The sequence below is a fragment of the Hungatella sp. genome (assembly GCF_046966825.1).
Map to the genome: position 1 here is coordinate 18371 of NZ_JBKVCZ010000052.1, position 17531 is coordinate 35901.

Genomic DNA, 17531 nt, shown 5'->3' on the forward strand with positions numbered 1-17531 from the left:
CACAAAATCAGAAAAGAAGCCGTAAAAAAAGGTACACAGCTGTCTTTCCAGGTAGACCTTTCTTTTGTTTTTCAACTGCATTTCCCCCGTTTTCTGCTGCAGGTATCCACATACACAGGAGAAAACCAGCCATAGCGGCTAATACTGCCAAAAGGCATACCAGCCTGAACCCGTTCTCCGGACTGCGCTTCACGATTTCCAGCGCCAGATACGGGCCAGTAAGGGACGCCATAATTGAAGCAATTCCTATCAGTCCCACAGACTTTTCCGGCGTTTCGATGAATCTCATTGCAACTGACGGTACCGCCGAACTGGCAATACCGAAAGCAGTGCCCTGAAGAATTCTGCACAGCATGGCGGGAATGGCTTCCGTAAACAACAGGAAACCGCTGCATGCCACTGCCATCAATCCAAGACCAAACGCTGCAAACTTTTTCATATTCTCTTCACGAATCAAATTTAGCAGCAGGACTCTGGAAAACAGGGCCCCTGCTGAAAAAAAACTTAACTGCAGTCCCAAGGCCGCAATACGAAAATCCATTTTTTCAAACTGCAGCGGCAGGACAAAGCTTAGCAGCTGATTGACAACACTTGTAAAATAGAGCATCAGTACTGCCGCCGCTGTCCATACCCTGCCGTACTTTTTTACAGTTTTCATAATTTTAACCGGCTAATGCTCCTACCGCACTCTGAGTGCTGGGTAATGCCATACTCTGCCCTGCAAACGTAATCCAGACAATAAACAGCGCGCATACAAAAGCACCTGTCCAGATTCGTTTTGTTTTCACACTCATATGGGTGGAAAGAATCGCATTTATTCCAAACATCGGTATCAACGAGAAGCAAATACACATAAAGCCTGCGTTTCCCATCACATACGGAGTCTCCCTGTAAAGGAAGGACGGTTTTCCCGATACAAAATAAACCATATTCCATATGATATACATGATTGTCAGCCCGCCGACTGCCTGCAGGATACCGATCATCTGGTTCTTAACCATCTGTTTTCTGCCGTCCTCCTCCATACTATCATCTCTTAAAATTGCCGAAAATGCAATACTTCCAATTAAAAAGCTAACAAAAAACGGAATAAAATACTGAATCATATAAACCAGTCTGTCCAGTGAAAACGTTCTGATATTAAATATCCACGAGGCAGCTTCAACAGTAAAAACCTTTTCTGTGACAGCCATAATCACAAAAACCGGTACAATCAGACATACCGCATATAGTGCAGCTTTTCCTATGTATACTGCCGTTTCAGAGGCATTTTTCCCTACCTTCCAGCCATAGACTTCCATATTTCCGCCGTGTTTCTTTCCATAGGCAAAATGCCAGATAATAAAGATTACCAGCATACAGAGCGCATTAGCCACTGTCCAGATTAAATAACCAAAGGAGCTGGGATTAAAGGGGAACAATGCAGACTGTTTCACCCGGTTTTCCCCGTATACATAGCAGGGAACAAACGTAAGAACCGGTATCACTGTAAATAAAGTTATAAAGCAAATCCTGTACCATATGCTGCGCGTTCCAGTCATAACAGCAGTCCCGTTTGTCTCCCTCTGTTCCAGACTCTCGAAAGGTTTCCACAGGAAAAGAAGATTCGCCAGGGATAAAAACAACATAACAATTCCTATAATCTCCGTTGTACCGAATAAAAATCTCAATCCCCAGACCTGATTGGAGCTGTCAATGGGAACTGGCGCCTTCATGGAATTCATAAAAAAATCAAGTCCATTTTTAACTGCATTTTTGCTGTTAACGGTAGTCACATGCGTGCAGTCTTCTATGGTATAGAAAATACGTTTTGTTCCATCCTCCCAGCTGCCGCACCCCACGTTTACAAGATTCAGGATCTCTGCCCCGCCCCAGGTCTCTGAAAACAAAGCGGCTGCCACTTCTTTATTTCTCAAATAATCGTAATTCCATTCTGTTCCCATCACATGATGCAGCAGGTCCTGACCACATTCATCGTAACGTGACATATTTAGTGCCACATTGGTATGGATCAGAGACTCGTCCAGTCCGCCGCCTGTAATAGAAGGACTGATATAACCGTTTAATAAGATTCCCTTTACACTATCCGGATACTTTTTTGCCATACCGACCGCTGCATTCGCCCCCTTGGAATGCCCTGTCCCTCCTAATTGAGAATGGTCGACAAAATCCAGGTTCATCAGATATTCGGCCGCTGCAATTCCTCCATAACTCCCATCCCCCAGTTCATCTGGCACGTATTCGCTTCTGCCATGGCCTTCCATCTCCAGTGCGAGAACTACGTAGCCGCGTCTCGACAATTCCACATTATATGATGTCATTGCCGCTGTGTACCCGTTGTTTCCATGTGATGTAACAATTGCCGGCGCCGGATTTTCCGAAGTCGCATTTACCGGCTGGTAAAGGATTCCGCTCATCCGATACCCATCATCATTATTAAAATAAATCCGTTTTACACTGACATTTCCAAACTGTGACTCAATCCCCCGTGCTCCCCATGCAGTACCGATCATAATGATCAGACTCACCAACAACAGTACTGCTTTCTTTTTCAAGCTCTTACCTTTCATGTTTTCCTCCTTTTTATGTGATCGTTCACACATATCTTTAAATGAAACGGGAGTCGGATCTACTCCCGTTAGGTTCTATATGTGAACGTTCACATATTTTATGTTTTTATTATATACTTTCACGCATAATCAGTAAAGGTTTTACATGGACTTTTTCTACAATTTTTTGATTTTTGTTAATTTGTTCCAAAAGAAGGAAAGTTATTTTGTCTACTATTTCTTGTAAGTTCATATCAACCGTTGTCAATGCAGGATTCAGAAAGCTTCCCACATCGATGTTACCATATCCGGTGATCGCCAACTGTACGGGAACCTTAACTCCGGCTTTTGCTAATACTGCAAGTGCTCCGATTGCAATCTGGTCAGATAATGCAATCATGGCAGTTGGCATGGAAGGCAGGCTGATCACCTCTGCCGCCAGGCGCCTCCCTATCTCGTAATGTGTTGCTGTATCGTCCCTGCATTGAAGAAACCAGTCTTTGCGAACAGGCAGCCCCTTTCGTTTCATTTCACACTGTATGGCAGAGATACGAACACTTGACATCTGTGAATCAAAATCCGGTCCCAAGCATCCGATTTCTTTGTGTCCACGTTTTACCAGCTCATCCACAATCAACGCCAGGCCGCTGTTATCATCATGAATCACACTACTGATACCTTCCAGCCCCATAGGACCAAAGCAGACTACTGGAACCGGACATAATTCCAATTCTTTTTTAATCTCGTCATCTGCCACTACCAAAGAAACAATCAGACCATCCACGCCCTTTGCAATCAGATTTCTAATCTGCTGGATCAAGAGCTGCTTGGACTGTAGGTAACGCATGATCAGAATCTGATATCCTGCTGCTTCCATGCTGGCATGCAGCAAATTGATCACATTTACCAGGAGCGCAGAATCCAGAGAGGAGATCATAACGCCGATCGTCTCCGTCTTCCTCGTCTTCAGCGCTTTTGCCTGTGCACTCGGCCTGAATCCCGTTTCCTGTACTATCTTTTCTATTTTCGCCCTGCTTTCCTCGCCGACATATCCACCATTAAAATATCTGGATACCGTCATTCTTGAAACGCCGGCCATCTTGCCTACTTCATTTAATGTCATTAGCTGCTCCTTGTCATGTGTTGTTTCAAAAAGCTTTCATATTGTAGCTAATTGTACAATAGAATAATTCACAATTCAACCCTCCCCCCGCATACTGTATTATAAAAACGTTGTCCCGAACTGCGAACAGCAGCCGGCAAAAGGATACTATGATGAATCCAGATCTATGCAGCAGAATTATTCTGCCGTACTGTCCATCCTACGAATCGGCGAGGCAGATCTTTAACCGTTCCATACAAAAATGTCCCTCCTCCATCGTCTATTGCAGGAATGATAATGAGGCGGCACAGGCAGTTTGTTATGGCGCCAGCCAGAAGCAGGAAATCCGAGTGAGATCCGGCGGACATAATTATGAAGGATACTGCATCGGTAATGGTAAGATGACGGTTGATACCAGTCCTTTAAAAGGGATTCAGCTTGACAGCACCGGAACGCTCAAAATCGGCGGCGGTGTCTCCAACAGAGAACTTTACCATTTCTTGAAACAATACGGCTATCCATTTCCCAGCGGTACTTGCCCTACCGTAAATGCAGTCGGCCTGACTCAGGGAGGCGGCTGGGGACATTCCTCCAGAATGTATGGACTGGCCTGTGACAGCCTTGTGGAAGCAGAACTCATCGATGCCTCCGGCAGGCTGATTACTGCCAGTGAAGAGTCTCATCCCGACCTTTTCTGGGCTCTGCGGGGCGGGGGAGGCGGGAACTTCGGCGTCGTGACATCACTGAGTTACCGCCTTACACCTGTAGTCTCTCATGTCACCTATGTGGACATAGAATATTCCCGGATCGACGATTTAACCGCACTCCGATTTTTTCAGACATGGCAGGCATGGACCACAGGCGGCGAGATTCGTTTCACTCCCAACAGCCGCATTTTTAATTCTGCACGGGACGGGATGGGCATATTCCTGCGTGGCTTCTTCTACGGAACACCGGACGAAGCGGAGGCCGCGGTTCAGCCATTTCTCGATATCCAGGGTGCACAGGTTTCGTTTCGCTATGTTACTTTTTGGGAAGCCACCGAAATTGACGCTTCGATTTACCCGGCTTCTGAAACGTTTCGGTTTGCAGGACGTTTTGCGTATGCGGACTTTTCAGACAGCCAGATTATATCGCTCCTCAGCCTCATCAAGACCAGAGCGCGGGGGGCCTCCTATGCTTCCGTGGCACTCTACGCCATGGGCGGCAAAGTCAGAGCTGTAAATCCCTGCGAAACCGCATTCTACTACAGAAATTCCGACTTTATCATCGGAATCGAAACGGTATGGGAAGACTGCTTCTTCGAACCGGAGAATCAGGCATGGATGGCGGCACGCTTTCCATATTTACGTTCCTTAACCACAGGTTCGTATATTAATTTCCCGTATCTATGTACAGATCACTACATGGACGCTTACTATGGAGAGAATAAAGAGCGGTTAATTGAAATCAAGAAACGGTATGATCCGTGCAATCTCTTCCGCTTCCCTCAAAGCATCCGGGCTGACCATCCGCCGGGGCAACTGCCGGAATAAGCGGCCGCCAATGAAGTTTCAAAGCAGTTGCGGCCGGTATTGTCACTTCAGCCAGCTCCTCAGGAATGGTCCTGCCAATGCAATGACAGGGAAGCCAACTCCGATAAACCGGAAGATCCATACGAAAAACCAGGTCCCTCTCTGTTCTTTTGGCACATAAATCTTATCCGGACGCCCGGGAATATAGTGAAGCTCTACCTCCTCTCCAACGGAGACGGAAAGAAAGCCGCTCCCAAAGCTGCTGTTGGTGCTGGATTCCGATGTAATTCTGTGCTTAGCCCCCTCTGCGTAAAACTCATATACGGGGGCGTACGTTCTGTCCTGGCTGCTGCCCCGCGGTTCTTTGTCCACCACGATGGCAGTGGTCACGGCGGTGGCGAATCTGCGTCTCTTAGCAGCCTTACGCCCCATGGCTGATCCGATTACCATAAATACAACAGGTACCAGGACAAAAAGGATATCTCCCAAATCCCGGTCTGCCATACCATGCTCATACTGAACCATAATCACCACCCCGATGGCGCAGTAAAACAAACTCCACAGAAGAAAAACTCCCCATTTCTTTCCGGTACTCTTTTCTTCCTGTGGCATCCCTGTAGGATCTTCCCGGCTCTTGACAAGTCTGTAGAAATGGATTACAACAAGTGCTGAGCCTATCAGTGAAATGGCCGATACTACGATAACAAAGATCCAAAGTGATTGATTCATGGCGGTATCCTCCTGTCGGCAGCGGTCTGTCAGCAAACATTTATGCCGCAATCGGGTACATGCTGCTTCATAAATTAATTCTAGTATATGCCTATCGGTATGTCAAACCATTCCTCCAGACGCCTATGCCAATGATTGAATCACTGCAACGCCTGCAAGCTGATATAGCTTCTTGAACTTTAGTTTCGTGCGCTCCCGGCCGATATCGGCCAGATATCCATACCACTCCCATACATCCTGCTTCCTGTTTTTTCTCATCGTAGTCCTCTCTGCTGCTGTCAATCTGTAATTCTGGATCCATACACGTCATGTGATGGCCTTTCTCTGCAAGCAGCCTGTAGACCCTGGCGGTTCTGCCCGATCCGACTTCTAATCTCTTACACACCTTATCCGAAGGCAGTAACTGAATCACATATTCTGCAAACAGTTCCTGACGCGACGGCAGATTTTTATTGATTCTATAAAACTTGATAAAACCCTGAAACGGAATATCAGCATTTGACAGAATTGTTTTGAGAACGTAGAATGAAATAAAATACAAAATAATTTAATAAAAAGGAAAAACACGATACTATTGGCAAATATACAGGGAGGTACCTCTATGAACGATAAGATTAAAACTGCTTTGAGCTCGGAGAAATCAATGACTGTTATAAATCTGCTTTTTCTTTTGTCGCTGTTCATTCGTAACCGCGGAATCATTTTTATTGCATATATCGCGTGGATCGTTTTTCTGATCTGTTTTATTAAGAAAACCTCTTCCAGGGCCGTTAGGGCTGTCAACGGAATATTTCTTATCTTTGCGGCTGCGATGATTGTGATAAATCTGTATTCCATGATTAGTTATAGATAGGAAACTGGAACTTAGGATGTTGGTTTTTAAACGTCATTTGGGAATGATAGGCTGATGGGAATATGGATAATACAATAGAATCAAGGTCCGCCTGATGCTATCGCATTATCCATATATTGCTTATCCGATTATCCTGTCTTCCTCCTCTGTCTTATTCACGAAATCCAAATTATAACGCACCGCGCCGTGGTCTCTCATGATTCTGGCACGAGTAATGCGGATCGCCAGAATAACACAGCTCTCGTCTTTTTCGTCGTTTGCCTGATCGTACCAGTCGGCAAATGCCCGGCGAAGTTTCACTCTCAGTTCCGCATTCTTCGGATCCAGCACCCAGCCAAGATTTTCACCAATCCCATGTCCGTAAATCCCCTCGAAGCAAACAGCAAATGCGGTCTCTTTGTTCTGAGCGATCTGAAGCATTTTATTTGACTTCGCCCATGTCGTAATATAGAACACTCCATCTTCATAATAAGCATCCACATCACGAACACAGGAACTGGGCATTCCGTCAGCATTTGGTTCCATTACTACGGTCGAAAGCGCAATAACATTATCTTTTCCATTGCCGCAGCTCTCTTCTATTAATTTTATTCCCTCTTCATATCTGCTCATTGTTTAACTCCTCCTGTTAAATTTATCGTCCGTGAAACTCACAAAACCGGCAACTCATCATCTTTATTAAAATCATTCACAGTTTTAGCCATGATTCATTCACTGCCATTCCGCGCTCTGAACGGAATCCACATCTCCATATATGCCATTTCAGGCGTATGATGATCATACATCTCCGGGAAAAAGCCGTCAGCAATCAACCCATGGCTTTTCAGCCAGCTCCTGGTAAATTTCATCATCTTTCCCATGGATGCCATCAGCTGTTTGGGATTATCAGCCTCAAATGAACAGATGACATATTCTCTCGCAGGCAGCTGCCAGCTTACAAAACGGGAATCCTCTTCACACGGTTCTACCCCTATGAAATAAGTCGAATACCCATCCGGCGCATCGCCGTGATAAGAGACACCGAGTACCCGACCGCCGGGTATATATATTCCAACACTAACCCTTCGCCGATTAAAGGCACCCCTTCGTCTACCATCCTGTAATTCAGGGATAGATCAGGCTTGTCATAATTCATCAGGCCTACGGGCTTGTCCCGGTATTGCGCCGGTGTGATGCCATAGGTGTCCTTGAATGCCCGTGTGAAAGTCTCACGACCGCCGAAGCCGTATTCCACCGCAACGTTTAGGATGCTGTTTTCTTTGTTTCTCAGAGACTCGCATGCCCGGGCCAAACGCCGCAGTTTTACGTATTCCCGCACCGGCTTCTTCACCAGCCGCGCAAACAGCCTCTGATAATAAAACAGTGACAGTCCGGCAAGATCCGCCAACTCCTCGATCTGGATTTCCTCGCCAATATGTTCCTCAATATAGTTTAAAGTCTTTTGTATGGATTCCCACGCATGCATAGCAGCACCTCACTTCTCACTATACCATAATTTTCAGACAGATGCGTGACCGTGTCTGCCCTTTTTCTATTCGGTGTTCCTTCCGGCATACTCCATTCTTGAGGACATCTGGATATTACGCTGTTTTTACCATCATACTACATCGAACGTACGTTTGCAATCAGAATATGCATCTGATTCTATATCAACCGCCTCCCCCTCTGCATACCCTATATAGAACTGGAGGCGTAAATAATGATGAAAGAACAGCTAAGCATCGTAACAGACAAATACTTAACCTGCTTTAACAACATACTGGACCAAATGATACAGCAGATGAACAGTGCCCAACTGAGCAACAGTATTTCCTATAATTTTATTGTTCAGATGATTCCCCACCACAAGGCCGCAATCGAGATGTCCTGTAATCTCCTGCAGTTTACCACCCTGGTACCGCTGCAGGAAATTGCGTTAAATATCATTGAAGAACAGACTAAGAGTATTGAGAATATGGAGGCAATCCGAAACCGCTGTCAGATGTTCTGCAACCCGCCGCAGAAAATCGAACTTTTCCTTTGTCACTATAAGCAGATTACACAGACTATGTTTGATGATATGAGAAATGCATGTTACACAAATGATATCAATGCAAATTTTATTCGTGAAATGATCCCCCATCACAGAGGCGCCATCCAAATGTCACGGAATGCCCTGCAGTTTCCAATCTGCCAGGAGCTGAAGCCGATTATTCAGTCGATTATCGTGTCGCAGCAGAATGGGATTCGGGAAATGGAGTGTCTGCTTAAATGTATTGAGAAATGTGACAGACCGTGCTGACAGGAACAGCAAATGCAGCAATACCCCGGTTGCCATCAATAGAACCGGGGTGTATCGACTGCATTTCTGCTTTTATTTTCAGGAAAGGAGGTCCAAAATGGTATGATATCAATCAGCGATTTTAGCACTTACAGAATACTGTAAATCCTCCCGGCCTCACTTGATCCACAGGTATTAAATGCTGTGATTACAAAGAAATACGTGTTACCTGTGTTCAGATTGCATAACGTTATTTCATTTGTTTTAAAAACTTTGCAGGTAATATTCAGACTGTCGGCATGAATTCCATAAAATATTTCGTAGCCATCCGCACCTTCAACCGGATCCCAGCGCAGATGTACCTTCCTCCTGTCAGCTATATCTCTGGTGACTTCTGCATTAGTCACCTCCGCCGGTTTTCTTCCCGGAGCTGTCCCGAATACCCGCAGGCCGCTGACCGCAAATTTTCCTCCGGCAGGTACATTTCCCATGTTGGTAAGACGCAGGTACCGTATTGCAGCTCCTTCACAGACCTCGTAATAATCATGAGAAGTATCGGTTGCAAATTTGCCGCAGCGCCCATGTTTGCTGCAGTCTGCCAGCACTTTAAAACAGCTGCCGTCCATGGAGTACTCCAGGAGATAACTGTAGTTGATACTGCCTTCCCTCCGCCCGGTATTTTCAGCCTGTTCGTCGGCAAAATTTACTGCAATTCCATTTACTGTACAAACGCTTCCCAAGTCAAGTATCAAATATTCTCCTCTGCTGCCACTCTCAGCACTCCACCAGCTTCTTATATTTTCATCTACTGCATTTGCACTTTCATGGCCTGGAATAAAAGAAGAACATTCCGTCCTGCAGCCAAAGGAAAGCAGATTCCACCCAGGGCCCGGGCTTTCAAAAGGCCGTTCACTCTCATTCGGCAGAAACATAGGATAATCCGCACAGCTCATATTACATTCCAGTTCGCCGTAAGCATTAAAGCGGGCAGGCGTCATCACAATTCGCCTTTCAAACCGATGGTTTACACTAATGCTGACTGTACCGAACTTCCACCAGTTCCCCTTTAAATCCCGAATCAGGGAACCATGACCGGCTCCGGTAACATAGCCCGTCGCCTTACAGGAAACCGGACTGTTTTCACAATAAACAAAGGGACCCATGGGAGAATCCGCCACATAACAGCCATCCGCATAGGTTCTGTACTCAGTCCCCGGCACCGCATACTGCAAATAGTATTTTCCCTCATTCTTTACTGCCCAGGCGCCTTCCAGCCAGCATTCCCCCTCGTACCTCGTGTTGCTGTCACCGGGAACTTCAAAGCCGTGCTCTTCCGGATTGGAATAAATACACGGTTTCGGCGTCCCTGTCAACGCCATATTATTTTCCCCGTCCAATTCTGCCACATACAATGGAAGCTTATCGCTGCAGCCATAATAACAGTAAATGCGTTGATCATCATCCACAAATACCATCGGATCTGCCAGATCCAGCGGTCTCCCCACATAATCCCAGCGTCCTGACTTTGGATCTGACGATTTGAATATAGAACCATTTTCAGAATGTACGAGATAAAGCGTATCCCGGTATTCATACGCGGTCGGCGCAAATTTCTCTATTTCCGGCATAATCTCCGGGTCTATTGAGACAAAGTTCCATTCGTACAGGTCTGTTGAAAACCAGTACCCTTCACAATGAGAAGCAAACAAATAGTATTCCCCACGAAACAGGACCACAGAAGGATCTGCCGCCTCTCTTCCATAATATCCCTCTTGATATCTGTAGCTGATATTGATGGGATTGCAGAACGTATGCTGTTTTTCATTTATCCTGGCAGCCATTTAATACTCTCCTGCGGTCCAGTGAATCGCCTGATGCATGATTCGCCGGAAATTTTCATTCCCATAGACATTGTTATCGTGGCCTGAGGCGTAACAGAACACTCTGCTGTTTTTGTACCGCCTTGTCCAGGCAATCTTATGCATGCCGGATGGGTTATCCGTCTCAATTAAAATTGTATTTCCCGGCTCTTCCGGTTCTCCGATTTCATAGGTTTCATCAATCAGAGTAAACTTATCAATACCGTTCATAACCGAGTGCCCCTTATCCACAATATATTGGTCTACCCTCTCATTCTGGTGAAACTGAAACTGCTCCTCACAGCGCACTTTCACTCCTGAAACTTCAGTATAAATATCCCATCTGGGGAATGATAAAAGCGCATGATGCATCAGGATAATCCCCTGTTTTGTATTTCCCAATTCCTGCACCATGTATCGATACCTGTCGCTTCCCTCTTCCGGTAATGGGAGACTCATACTGTAGTAAAGAACCGTATCGTAGCTGTCTCTGTTTTCCGCGTCCTGAATAAATAAGTCAAACGGTTGTACATAACAGTCACAGTCTTCAAAGGACCACAGCATTTTTTGAAAATTCACAATATCATACGGATGACACTCCACCAATACCGCTACCTTAAACCTTCTGTCCATATTATATCTCCTCCTGATTACGGAAGACTACGGGAGCATATTTCCTGCCGCACGGTATATCTCATACCACTCCGGCCTGCTCATACTGACCTCCGCCGCTTTTGCGATTTCTTCCAGTCTGACAATATTTGTCGTTCCCACAACCGCCTGCATATTTGCAGGATGTCTTAAGATCCATGCAATGGCGGCCGCACTCATTGAAATATCCCGCTTATCCGCAAATTCCTTTAGTGCTTTATTTAACTCAGGATATTTTTCATTTTCCAGGAATGTACCCTCAAAAAATCCATACTGAAGGGAGGACCACGTCTGAATTGTTATACGATTCATTCGACAGTATTCCAATATACTGCCATCCCTGTCAATACCTGTATCATTGTGCATATTGACATTGATTCCCTGATCAACAATTCCTGTATGGGCGGCACTGAACTGGAGCTGATTTGCAACCAGTCTCTGATGCAGAATACTCTGAAGATACGCAATCTGCATGGAATTCATATTGCTCACGCCAAAACTGCGAACTTTTCCTGACTCATACAGATGATCAAAGGCCTCAGCGATCTCCTCAGGTTCCATTAACGTATCCGGTCTGTGCAGCAGGAGAACATCCAGATAATCCGTATGAAGTCTCTTCAAAATGCCTTCAGCAGACTCGATGATGTGATCTTTTGATAGATCATAATATCCGGACCGGATACCACATTTTGACTGTAAAATAATGTCTTCCCTTTTTATGCTGCTGCGCGTAAGCGCATCGGCAAATATCTCTTCGGATGCACCGCCGCCGTAAATATCTGCATGATCAAAGGTATCAATACCAAGCTCCGCAGACTTTTCAATCAGTGTGCAGACTTCCTGCGGACTTTTTTCTGCAATTCTCATGCAGCCCATAATAATTGCGGAGGCAGCATTGCTGCCGCCTCCCATATTTACTTTTTTCATACTGTTTCTGCTCCATCTGTTTATTTGTATACTTCGTCTCTGATCTCCTGGACAAATTTCAGTGTCTTTTCCGTCTCATATGCATAGTCGATTTCAGACGCACCATTTGTAATAACCCAGGGACAGGCTACGGATACACCCTTATCATACCCCGCTTCCTTCAAAACTTCAAACAGATGTTTCAGAATATCTCTCCGGTCTCCTACGTTGGGCTGCGCACCGCCGTCTCCCTGAATATGTACATTTAAGCAGTACTCCGGATATTTAAGAATATCTTCCAGCGGCTGTCCCAGTTCCAGAAAATAGTTTAAATCTGCCATAACTTTAACATTGCTGCGGCCGGTCATTTTTGCAAATGCAACCCCTTCTAAATATCTTGGAAACAGAGTATCCGGTTCTGCCTGCGGCTCAAGTGCAATCTGCATATCGTATTTTGCTGCAAAATCCGCAGCCATATTAATGGTACTCAGAGCCTGATCAATTGCCGTTGTTCTGTCAAAACCTTCCTGACATCTGAAGTGGCCGCCCCAGCATCCGATATACTTAACGCCCAGCTGACTCATACGCTTAAACTCCCGCTCCAGAGAGAAGGCAATCAGCTCCCGGTCATAGTATTTTCCGCTTCCGCCCTGCCATAACATGCCTGGCCCTAATAAATGGCTGGTTGTCATACACGGTCTGCCGTCTGCAATATACTGGTCTCTCCAGACCTCCCAATCCGCGTCACAGAGAATCGGATCTCCATGTATTGATGCCGGGACCTCAAAGTACTCATATCCCCCAGGTACATCCTTAAGCGGCACAACATCAACGACAATACCAAATTTAAACCTCTCACTCATTTTTTAATCCTCCTTATGGTTTTTGAACTGCACACCAGTGGCGCAACAGTTATTAACAATTTTATTTGTATCTGTTGGTGAGGCTCCTTGTCCGGCAAAGTGTAACAAGAAGATCTCCCCTGACTGAATCGTTACTTTTATTTTTCAAATCTCACCGGATTCTCTGCCATAAAGTCTGCAAATTCCTGTGCGATCTCAGCTGTTTTGGGCTGATAATCGGTGTCAATGAAGTTTTTCAGTTCATCTAACTGTACTTCCCCTGTCACATAACGCACCTCCAGGCTGTTCAACCCCTGCACGTCATCCGGGAACTCAATTGCAATCTTATCCACCACTTTTACAAAAGGCGTGTAGCACTCTGTCGTCACCTGGTCTGCCGCCTCTGTCTCCTTCTGCCATTTTTCAATGATCTCCGGAGTCGAACCTCCCATCAGTGCCTCCTGATTCTGATATGCATTGGCAAATGCAAACATATTGCTGGTCACTTTATTAACGGCTTTTGTCTGTTCCTCTGTTCTGTCAATCGTCCTCGTTTCAATATCATAGCTGTTATAGTGTATTCCCTGCAGTCCCAGCTGCATGGCGACAAATCCTTCTTCCGAGTTCGCCCAGTCCAGTACTTTTAACACTGCGTCAATATGCTCGGAATCTGCGTTAATAAAGTATGCCATCCAGTTGGAGGGAGGCATCACGTAGACCGGATCATGAGAATCATCCAGTGCAAGTGGTGCACAGTACTCATAATCATCAATGTTCAGGCCGTATCTCTCCAATACCGTGGTTGTATAATTTTTTCCAGATGTTCCGACAATTCCAACTCTTCCCTGTGCAAACGCTTCCGTATGTTCCTCCGATTTATGCGTAATAAATTCTCTGTCTACAATGCCTTCTGCATACATATCTCTCAGCAGTGTAACGTAATCGTAATACTCAGATTTCAGCGGTCTCAATTTAAAACTGCCATCCGCATCCGGCATTCCATGATGCCACGCTGCAATGTTGTAGGCGGTCGACAGGAAATCATTATTCATATGCCAGATACCGGAATCCATACTGTTCTGCTGCGCTCCGAAGCTGACTCCATACGTATCAGCTTTGCCGTTTCCATCGGGATCCTGTGTCGTAAATGCGCGGCAGACTTCTACAAACTCTTCTACAGTCCTGGGGGCGTCCATTCCCACCGCTTTAAGCCACTTTTTGTTAATCAGGAAACCTGCTTTGTCATAAGAGTTCGGTCTGGGAACCCCAAAGATTCTGTCATCTCCAAGCAGCTTCGTGTCTCCATACTGCTCTTTTGAGATATTAGTTGAAAGATTCGGGTAATCTTTTATCAAATCCGTCACATCCGCCAGCAGCCCTTCCTCCGCCCACTGCGTTGCATACGTGTCTGCGCCATAGGCAAAGAAATCAGGCATATCGCCGGTTCCCACAAGGATTTTCACACGATCCCAAAAGTTATTGAGCGGCGGCGCTTCTATAATCAGCCTGACGCCGGTATCCTCTTCAATTTTCTGAAGAATCGGATTATTTTCCAGCGAAATTTCCGGATTAAGCTGCAATACCGCAGTTACCTCCACAACCTCCCTGCCATCATTAGCAGCTTCCGCAGTCGTTTTGTTCTCCCCCGCTTCCGATGTTTGTGTTGCTGCATTTGACCCGCATCCAGCAAGCATGGAGGCGACCAATGCGCTGCACAGTAAAATACTTTCTACTTTTCTTTTTAACATCCCTTTCTTCCTCCTTCTTCCTTATATCTGCTCCGCACCTCTTATGCGGCTGCATACTTATTCTTTTACAGAACCCAGCGATACACCTTTTACAAAATATTTCTGCATAAAAGGATAGACAATCAGGATCGGCAGTACTGTGATGATGATCGCCGCCATCTTTAAGGTAAACGGATGTGAACGGTTCGCCGAAGTAAGCATCTGGGTCACCGATGATACTGCCGAGGTGTCCTCCACTACCAGTTCTCTTAATACCAGCGTCAGCGGCCATAAATCCCGATCAGACACATACAGCATTGCCGAGAAGTAGTTGTTCCAGTAATTGACGGCACAAAACACAATCATAGTTGCAATAGCCGGTTTTAACAGCGGCGTTACAATCCGGAACAGAACCTGCAGATCATTGGCTCCATCGATTCTTGCCGCCTCTTCCAGTGCATCCGGAATTGACTGTAAAATAAAATTTTTCATCAGAATCAGGTTGAACGCACTGATACAGCCCGGAATAATCAGTGACCAAACGGTATTCTGAAGCTTGATCCCTCTGATCAGAATATAGTTGGAAATCATGCCGCCGTTGAAAAACATCGTAAATAATACCATTCCCATGAAAAACCTGTGTCCTTTTAAATCTTTCTTAGACAACGGGTACGCGGAAATAATCAGCAGAAATATACTAAGGGCCGTTCCTGCTATTGTGATAAAAACCGTGACCAGATATCCGGAACGAATCAACTCATATCCCAGCATTTGCTTATAGGCCGTCAAATCTATCCGAGACGGTATAATTTTCAAAGGATTTTCAATATATTCCGAGTATGGCATAAAGGATACGCAAAACACATAAACGAACGGCATAACACAAATTAAAGCAAAAATTCCTACCACGATCATGCTGACGTAGTCCATTGCTGTCAGTCTCTTCTTCATTCTTTATACGCCTCCCTTCTAAAAGATCCCTTCTTCTCCCATTGCTTTTGCAATCCTGTTGGCAAATGTGAGAAGTGTAAACCCTATTACGGAATTGAACAGGCTGACTGATGAAGCAAAGGAATATCTTCCGTTTACAACACCCATCTTATAAGTATAAGTCTCAAACACCTCCGATACCGCCAGATTGCTTCCGTTTTGAAGAACATAGATCTGTTCAAATCCATTATTCATAATTCCGCCGATTGCCAGTAAAAGCAGGATAATAATAGTAGGTCTGATACACGGTAATGTGACATGCCAGATTCTTGCAATTCTTCCGGCCCCATCTATTTTAGCCGCCTCGTATAAATCGGGATTCACACCTATGATGGCAGCCAGATAGATAATGGTATCCCAACCGGCCTGTTTCCAGATATGGGATGCGATTGCAATGCCTCTGAAATACTTATCATTGCCTAAAAAGAAAATCGGCTCTCCACCAAACTTTTTAATAACATCGTTGACGATCCCCCAGGAAGGAGACAGAAGATTTACCAGGATGCCTCCGATTACCACCCAGGAAATAAAGTAAGGCAGGTAAATCATGGTCTGCGCCGTCTTTTTATATCTTGTAAAAGGTATTTCATTCAACAGAACTGCAAGTAAAATCGGGATTGGAAAACTGATCAGCAGTTTTTCAATGCTCAGTATAAGGGAATTAGCAAATACCCTGTAAAACTCACTGAGGCCAAATAAATACTTAAAATTATCCAGGCCGCACCATGGACTTCCCATGATTCCCTTGGAAAATTTAAAATCTTTAAAGGAAATAATTAATCCATACATCGGTACATAATTAAATATTATAAAATATACGATACATGGCATCAGCAGCAAGTATAAATATTTATGCTTCTTTATATACTTCCACATGTTCTTGTTTCTCCTTTCCCGTCCCTTGATGATGTCAGTATATCAGATCTCGTTTATTGTATAAATAAACTAATTAATTTGATTTATCATTACTTTTTTGGTTATTTTGCATTATCCTTCAATGTTTGTTATTATTTGAAATAGATTTATGCACAAATCAATTAGGTTTTCTCAGCCCGTTATTGGAATGTTGATATTTGAAATTGTTTTGTGAAAGGATCATAAAAAAAGTGCGGCACCCGCAATCTGTTGTCCGCACTTTTTCTGTTACCTTTTCTGTTTTACTACTATTTTGGTAAATTTATCTATCTCACTTTCTATTGTCACCTCTCCTTCTCCTCCTGTACAGATATCGATTCTGTCCATCACATTCTTAAGTCCATAGCTGCCATTCTTTCCTCCGACACTTCCATCCTTCACCAGGCTGATCCGCTCCTGGGTCATACCATTTCCGTCATCTTCCACCACCAGATCGTAATAAGTATCATCATAAAGAGAGTAGATGGTAATATTTAATACACTCCCATCTTCTTTTCTTCCATGGAGGATGGCATTTTCCAGAAGCGGCTGCAAAATCAGTTTTACTGTAACACAGTTCAGTAATTCATCGTCAATATCCACAACAACATTCAACTCATCTCCGCACTTAAGCTTCTGCAGATAAACATAGGCC

18 protein-coding genes are annotated in these 17531 nt (G+C 44.9%); 2 read left to right on the forward strand and 16 right to left on the reverse strand.

Features of this window, described 5'->3' with window-relative positions; all coding sequences use genetic code 11:
- Positions 1–7: 7 nt before the first annotated feature.
- The 3 genes from ACLTD4_RS16755 to ACLTD4_RS16765 form a co-directional block, all read right to left on the reverse strand.
- The gene (locus tag ACLTD4_RS16755; RefSeq protein WP_117622296.1) at positions 8–658 is read right to left on the reverse strand and encodes a hypothetical protein; all 651 of its coding nucleotides are present in this window, start codon (positions 656–658) and stop codon (positions 8–10) included.
- A gap of 4 nt (positions 659–662) precedes the next feature.
- Complete coding sequence (locus tag ACLTD4_RS16760; RefSeq protein WP_181988608.1) at positions 663–2570, reverse strand: alpha/beta hydrolase; 1908 nt, start codon at positions 2568–2570, stop codon at positions 663–665.
- Positions 2571–2679: 109 nt separating this feature from the next.
- On the reverse strand, positions 2680–3672 hold the full coding sequence (locus ACLTD4_RS16765) for a LacI family DNA-binding transcriptional regulator (protein ID WP_321005845.1): 993 nt from the start codon (positions 3670–3672) through the stop codon (positions 2680–2682).
- A 149-nt stretch (positions 3673–3821) separates the two neighbouring features.
- Here ACLTD4_RS16765 and ACLTD4_RS16770 point away from each other — a divergent pair, with 149 nt between their 5' ends.
- Entirely contained in the window at positions 3822–5186 is a 1365-nt protein-coding gene (locus ACLTD4_RS16770) for an FAD-binding oxidoreductase (protein WP_117622299.1), read from the forward strand.
- 42 nt (positions 5187–5228) lie between these two features.
- Here the strand turns inward: ACLTD4_RS16770 and ACLTD4_RS16775 are convergent, their stop codons facing one another.
- The 5 genes from ACLTD4_RS16775 to ACLTD4_RS16795 all read right to left on the reverse strand — a co-directional run bounded on the left by ACLTD4_RS16775 (position 5229) and on the right by ACLTD4_RS16795 (position 8212).
- The gene (locus ACLTD4_RS16775; protein WP_117622300.1) at positions 5229–5894 is read right to left on the reverse strand and encodes a hypothetical protein; all 666 of its coding nucleotides are present in this window, start codon (positions 5892–5894) and stop codon (positions 5229–5231) included.
- A gap of 123 nt (positions 5895–6017) precedes the next feature.
- Positions 6018–6152 (reverse strand): hypothetical protein, encoded by a 135-nt coding sequence (locus tag ACLTD4_RS16780; protein WP_270467231.1) that lies wholly within the window; start codon positions 6150–6152, stop codon positions 6018–6020.
- A 715-nt stretch (positions 6153–6867) separates the two neighbouring features.
- A complete protein-coding gene (locus ACLTD4_RS16785; RefSeq protein ID WP_117622301.1) occupies positions 6868–7359 on the reverse strand; it encodes a pyridoxamine 5'-phosphate oxidase family protein in 492 nt (163 codons plus the stop codon).
- 95 nt (positions 7360–7454) lie between these two features.
- Positions 7455–7796 (reverse strand): GyrI-like domain-containing protein, encoded by a 342-nt coding sequence (locus ACLTD4_RS16790; RefSeq protein WP_320995608.1) that lies wholly within the window; start codon positions 7794–7796, stop codon positions 7455–7457.
- A complete protein-coding gene (locus ACLTD4_RS16795) occupies positions 7718–8212 on the reverse strand; it encodes a helix-turn-helix domain-containing protein (protein ID WP_243008266.1) in 495 nt (164 codons plus the stop codon). The genes ACLTD4_RS16790 and ACLTD4_RS16795 overlap by 79 nt, the downstream gene beginning before the upstream one ends.
- 234 nt (positions 8213–8446) lie before the next feature.
- On the opposite strand from ACLTD4_RS16795, the gene ACLTD4_RS16800 reads away from it, so the two are divergent.
- On the forward strand, positions 8447–9028 hold the full coding sequence (locus tag ACLTD4_RS16800) for a DUF305 domain-containing protein (protein WP_117622302.1): 582 nt from the start codon (positions 8447–8449) through the stop codon (positions 9026–9028).
- A 128-nt stretch (positions 9029–9156) separates the two neighbouring features.
- Here ACLTD4_RS16800 and ACLTD4_RS16805 read toward each other — a convergent pair whose 3' ends face one another.
- From ACLTD4_RS16805 to ACLTD4_RS16840, 8 genes are all read right to left on the reverse strand, one after another.
- Entirely contained in the window at positions 9157–10848 is a 1692-nt protein-coding gene (locus tag ACLTD4_RS16805; protein WP_117622303.1) for a family 43 glycosylhydrolase, read from the reverse strand.
- On the reverse strand, positions 10849–11499 hold the full coding sequence (locus tag ACLTD4_RS16810) for a ThuA domain-containing protein (protein ID WP_117622304.1): 651 nt from the start codon (positions 11497–11499) through the stop codon (positions 10849–10851).
- A 27-nt stretch (positions 11500–11526) separates the two neighbouring features.
- Positions 11527–12444, reverse strand: coding sequence for an aldo/keto reductase (locus tag ACLTD4_RS16815; protein WP_055655234.1), 918 nt, complete (start codon positions 12442–12444; stop codon positions 11527–11529).
- Positions 12445–12464: 20 nt separating this feature from the next.
- Entirely contained in the window at positions 12465–13286 is an 822-nt protein-coding gene (locus ACLTD4_RS16820) for a sugar phosphate isomerase/epimerase family protein (protein WP_025529343.1), read from the reverse strand.
- 137 nt (positions 13287–13423) lie between these two features.
- Entirely contained in the window at positions 13424–15013 is a 1590-nt protein-coding gene (locus ACLTD4_RS16825) for an extracellular solute-binding protein (RefSeq protein WP_117634057.1), read from the reverse strand.
- 57 nt (positions 15014–15070) lie between these two features.
- Entirely contained in the window at positions 15071–15943 is an 873-nt protein-coding gene (locus ACLTD4_RS16830) for a carbohydrate ABC transporter permease (RefSeq protein WP_412331430.1), read from the reverse strand.
- Positions 15944–15961: 18 nt separating this feature from the next.
- The gene (locus tag ACLTD4_RS16835) at positions 15962–16858 is read right to left on the reverse strand and encodes an ABC transporter permease (RefSeq protein ID WP_055655240.1); all 897 of its coding nucleotides are present in this window, start codon (positions 16856–16858) and stop codon (positions 15962–15964) included.
- Between the two features lie 267 nt (positions 16859–17125).
- On the reverse strand, positions 17126–17531 hold a 406-nt coding region (locus ACLTD4_RS16840; RefSeq protein ID WP_412331431.1), incomplete at its 5' end, for a sensor histidine kinase.

Bases quoted from the DNA above. Each gene is read 5' to 3' on its own strand.
- ACLTD4_RS16820 (WP_025529343.1), bottom strand. From the start codon at position 13,286: ATGAGTGAGAGGTTTAAATTTGGTATTGTCGTTGATGTTGTGCCGCTT.
- ACLTD4_RS16785 (WP_117622301.1), bottom strand. From the start codon at position 7,359: ATGAGCAGATATGAAGAGGGAATAAAATTAATAGAAGAGAGCTGCGGC.
- ACLTD4_RS16810 (WP_117622304.1), bottom strand. From the start codon at position 11,499: ATGGACAGAAGGTTTAAGGTAGCGGTATTGGTGGAGTGTCATCCGTAT.
- ACLTD4_RS16800 (WP_117622302.1), top strand. From the start codon at position 8,447: ATGATGAAAGAACAGCTAAGCATCGTAACAGACAAATACTTAACCTGC.
- ACLTD4_RS16775 (WP_117622300.1), bottom strand. From the start codon at position 5,894: ATGAATCAATCACTTTGGATCTTTGTTATCGTAGTATCGGCCATTTCA.
- ACLTD4_RS16770 (WP_117622299.1), top strand. From the start codon at position 3,822: ATGATGAATCCAGATCTATGCAGCAGAATTATTCTGCCGTACTGTCCA.
- ACLTD4_RS16825 (WP_117634057.1), bottom strand. From the start codon at position 15,013: ATGTTAAAAAGAAAAGTAGAAAGTATTTTACTGTGCAGCGCATTGGTC.
- ACLTD4_RS16780 (WP_270467231.1), bottom strand. From the start codon at position 6,152: ATGAGAAAAAACAGGAAGCAGGATGTATGGGAGTGGTATGGATATCTG.
- ACLTD4_RS16815 (WP_055655234.1), bottom strand. From the start codon at position 12,444: ATGAAAAAAGTAAATATGGGAGGCGGCAGCAATGCTGCCTCCGCAATT.
- ACLTD4_RS16760 (WP_181988608.1), bottom strand. From the start codon at position 2,570: ATGAAAGGTAAGAGCTTGAAAAAGAAAGCAGTACTGTTGTTGGTGAGT.
- ACLTD4_RS16805 (WP_117622303.1), bottom strand. From the start codon at position 10,848: ATGGCTGCCAGGATAAATGAAAAACAGCATACGTTCTGCAATCCCATC.
- ACLTD4_RS16765 (WP_321005845.1), bottom strand. From the start codon at position 3,672: ATGACATTAAATGAAGTAGGCAAGATGGCCGGCGTTTCAAGAATGACG.
- ACLTD4_RS16755 (WP_117622296.1), bottom strand. From the start codon at position 658: ATGAAAACTGTAAAAAAGTACGGCAGGGTATGGACAGCGGCGGCAGTA.
- ACLTD4_RS16830 (WP_412331430.1), bottom strand. From the start codon at position 15,943: ATGAAGAAGAGACTGACAGCAATGGACTACGTCAGCATGATCGTGGTA.
- ACLTD4_RS16835 (WP_055655240.1), bottom strand. From the start codon at position 16,858: ATGTGGAAGTATATAAAGAAGCATAAATATTTATACTTGCTGCTGATG.
- ACLTD4_RS16795 (WP_243008266.1), bottom strand. From the start codon at position 8,212: ATGCATGCGTGGGAATCCATACAAAAGACTTTAAACTATATTGAGGAA.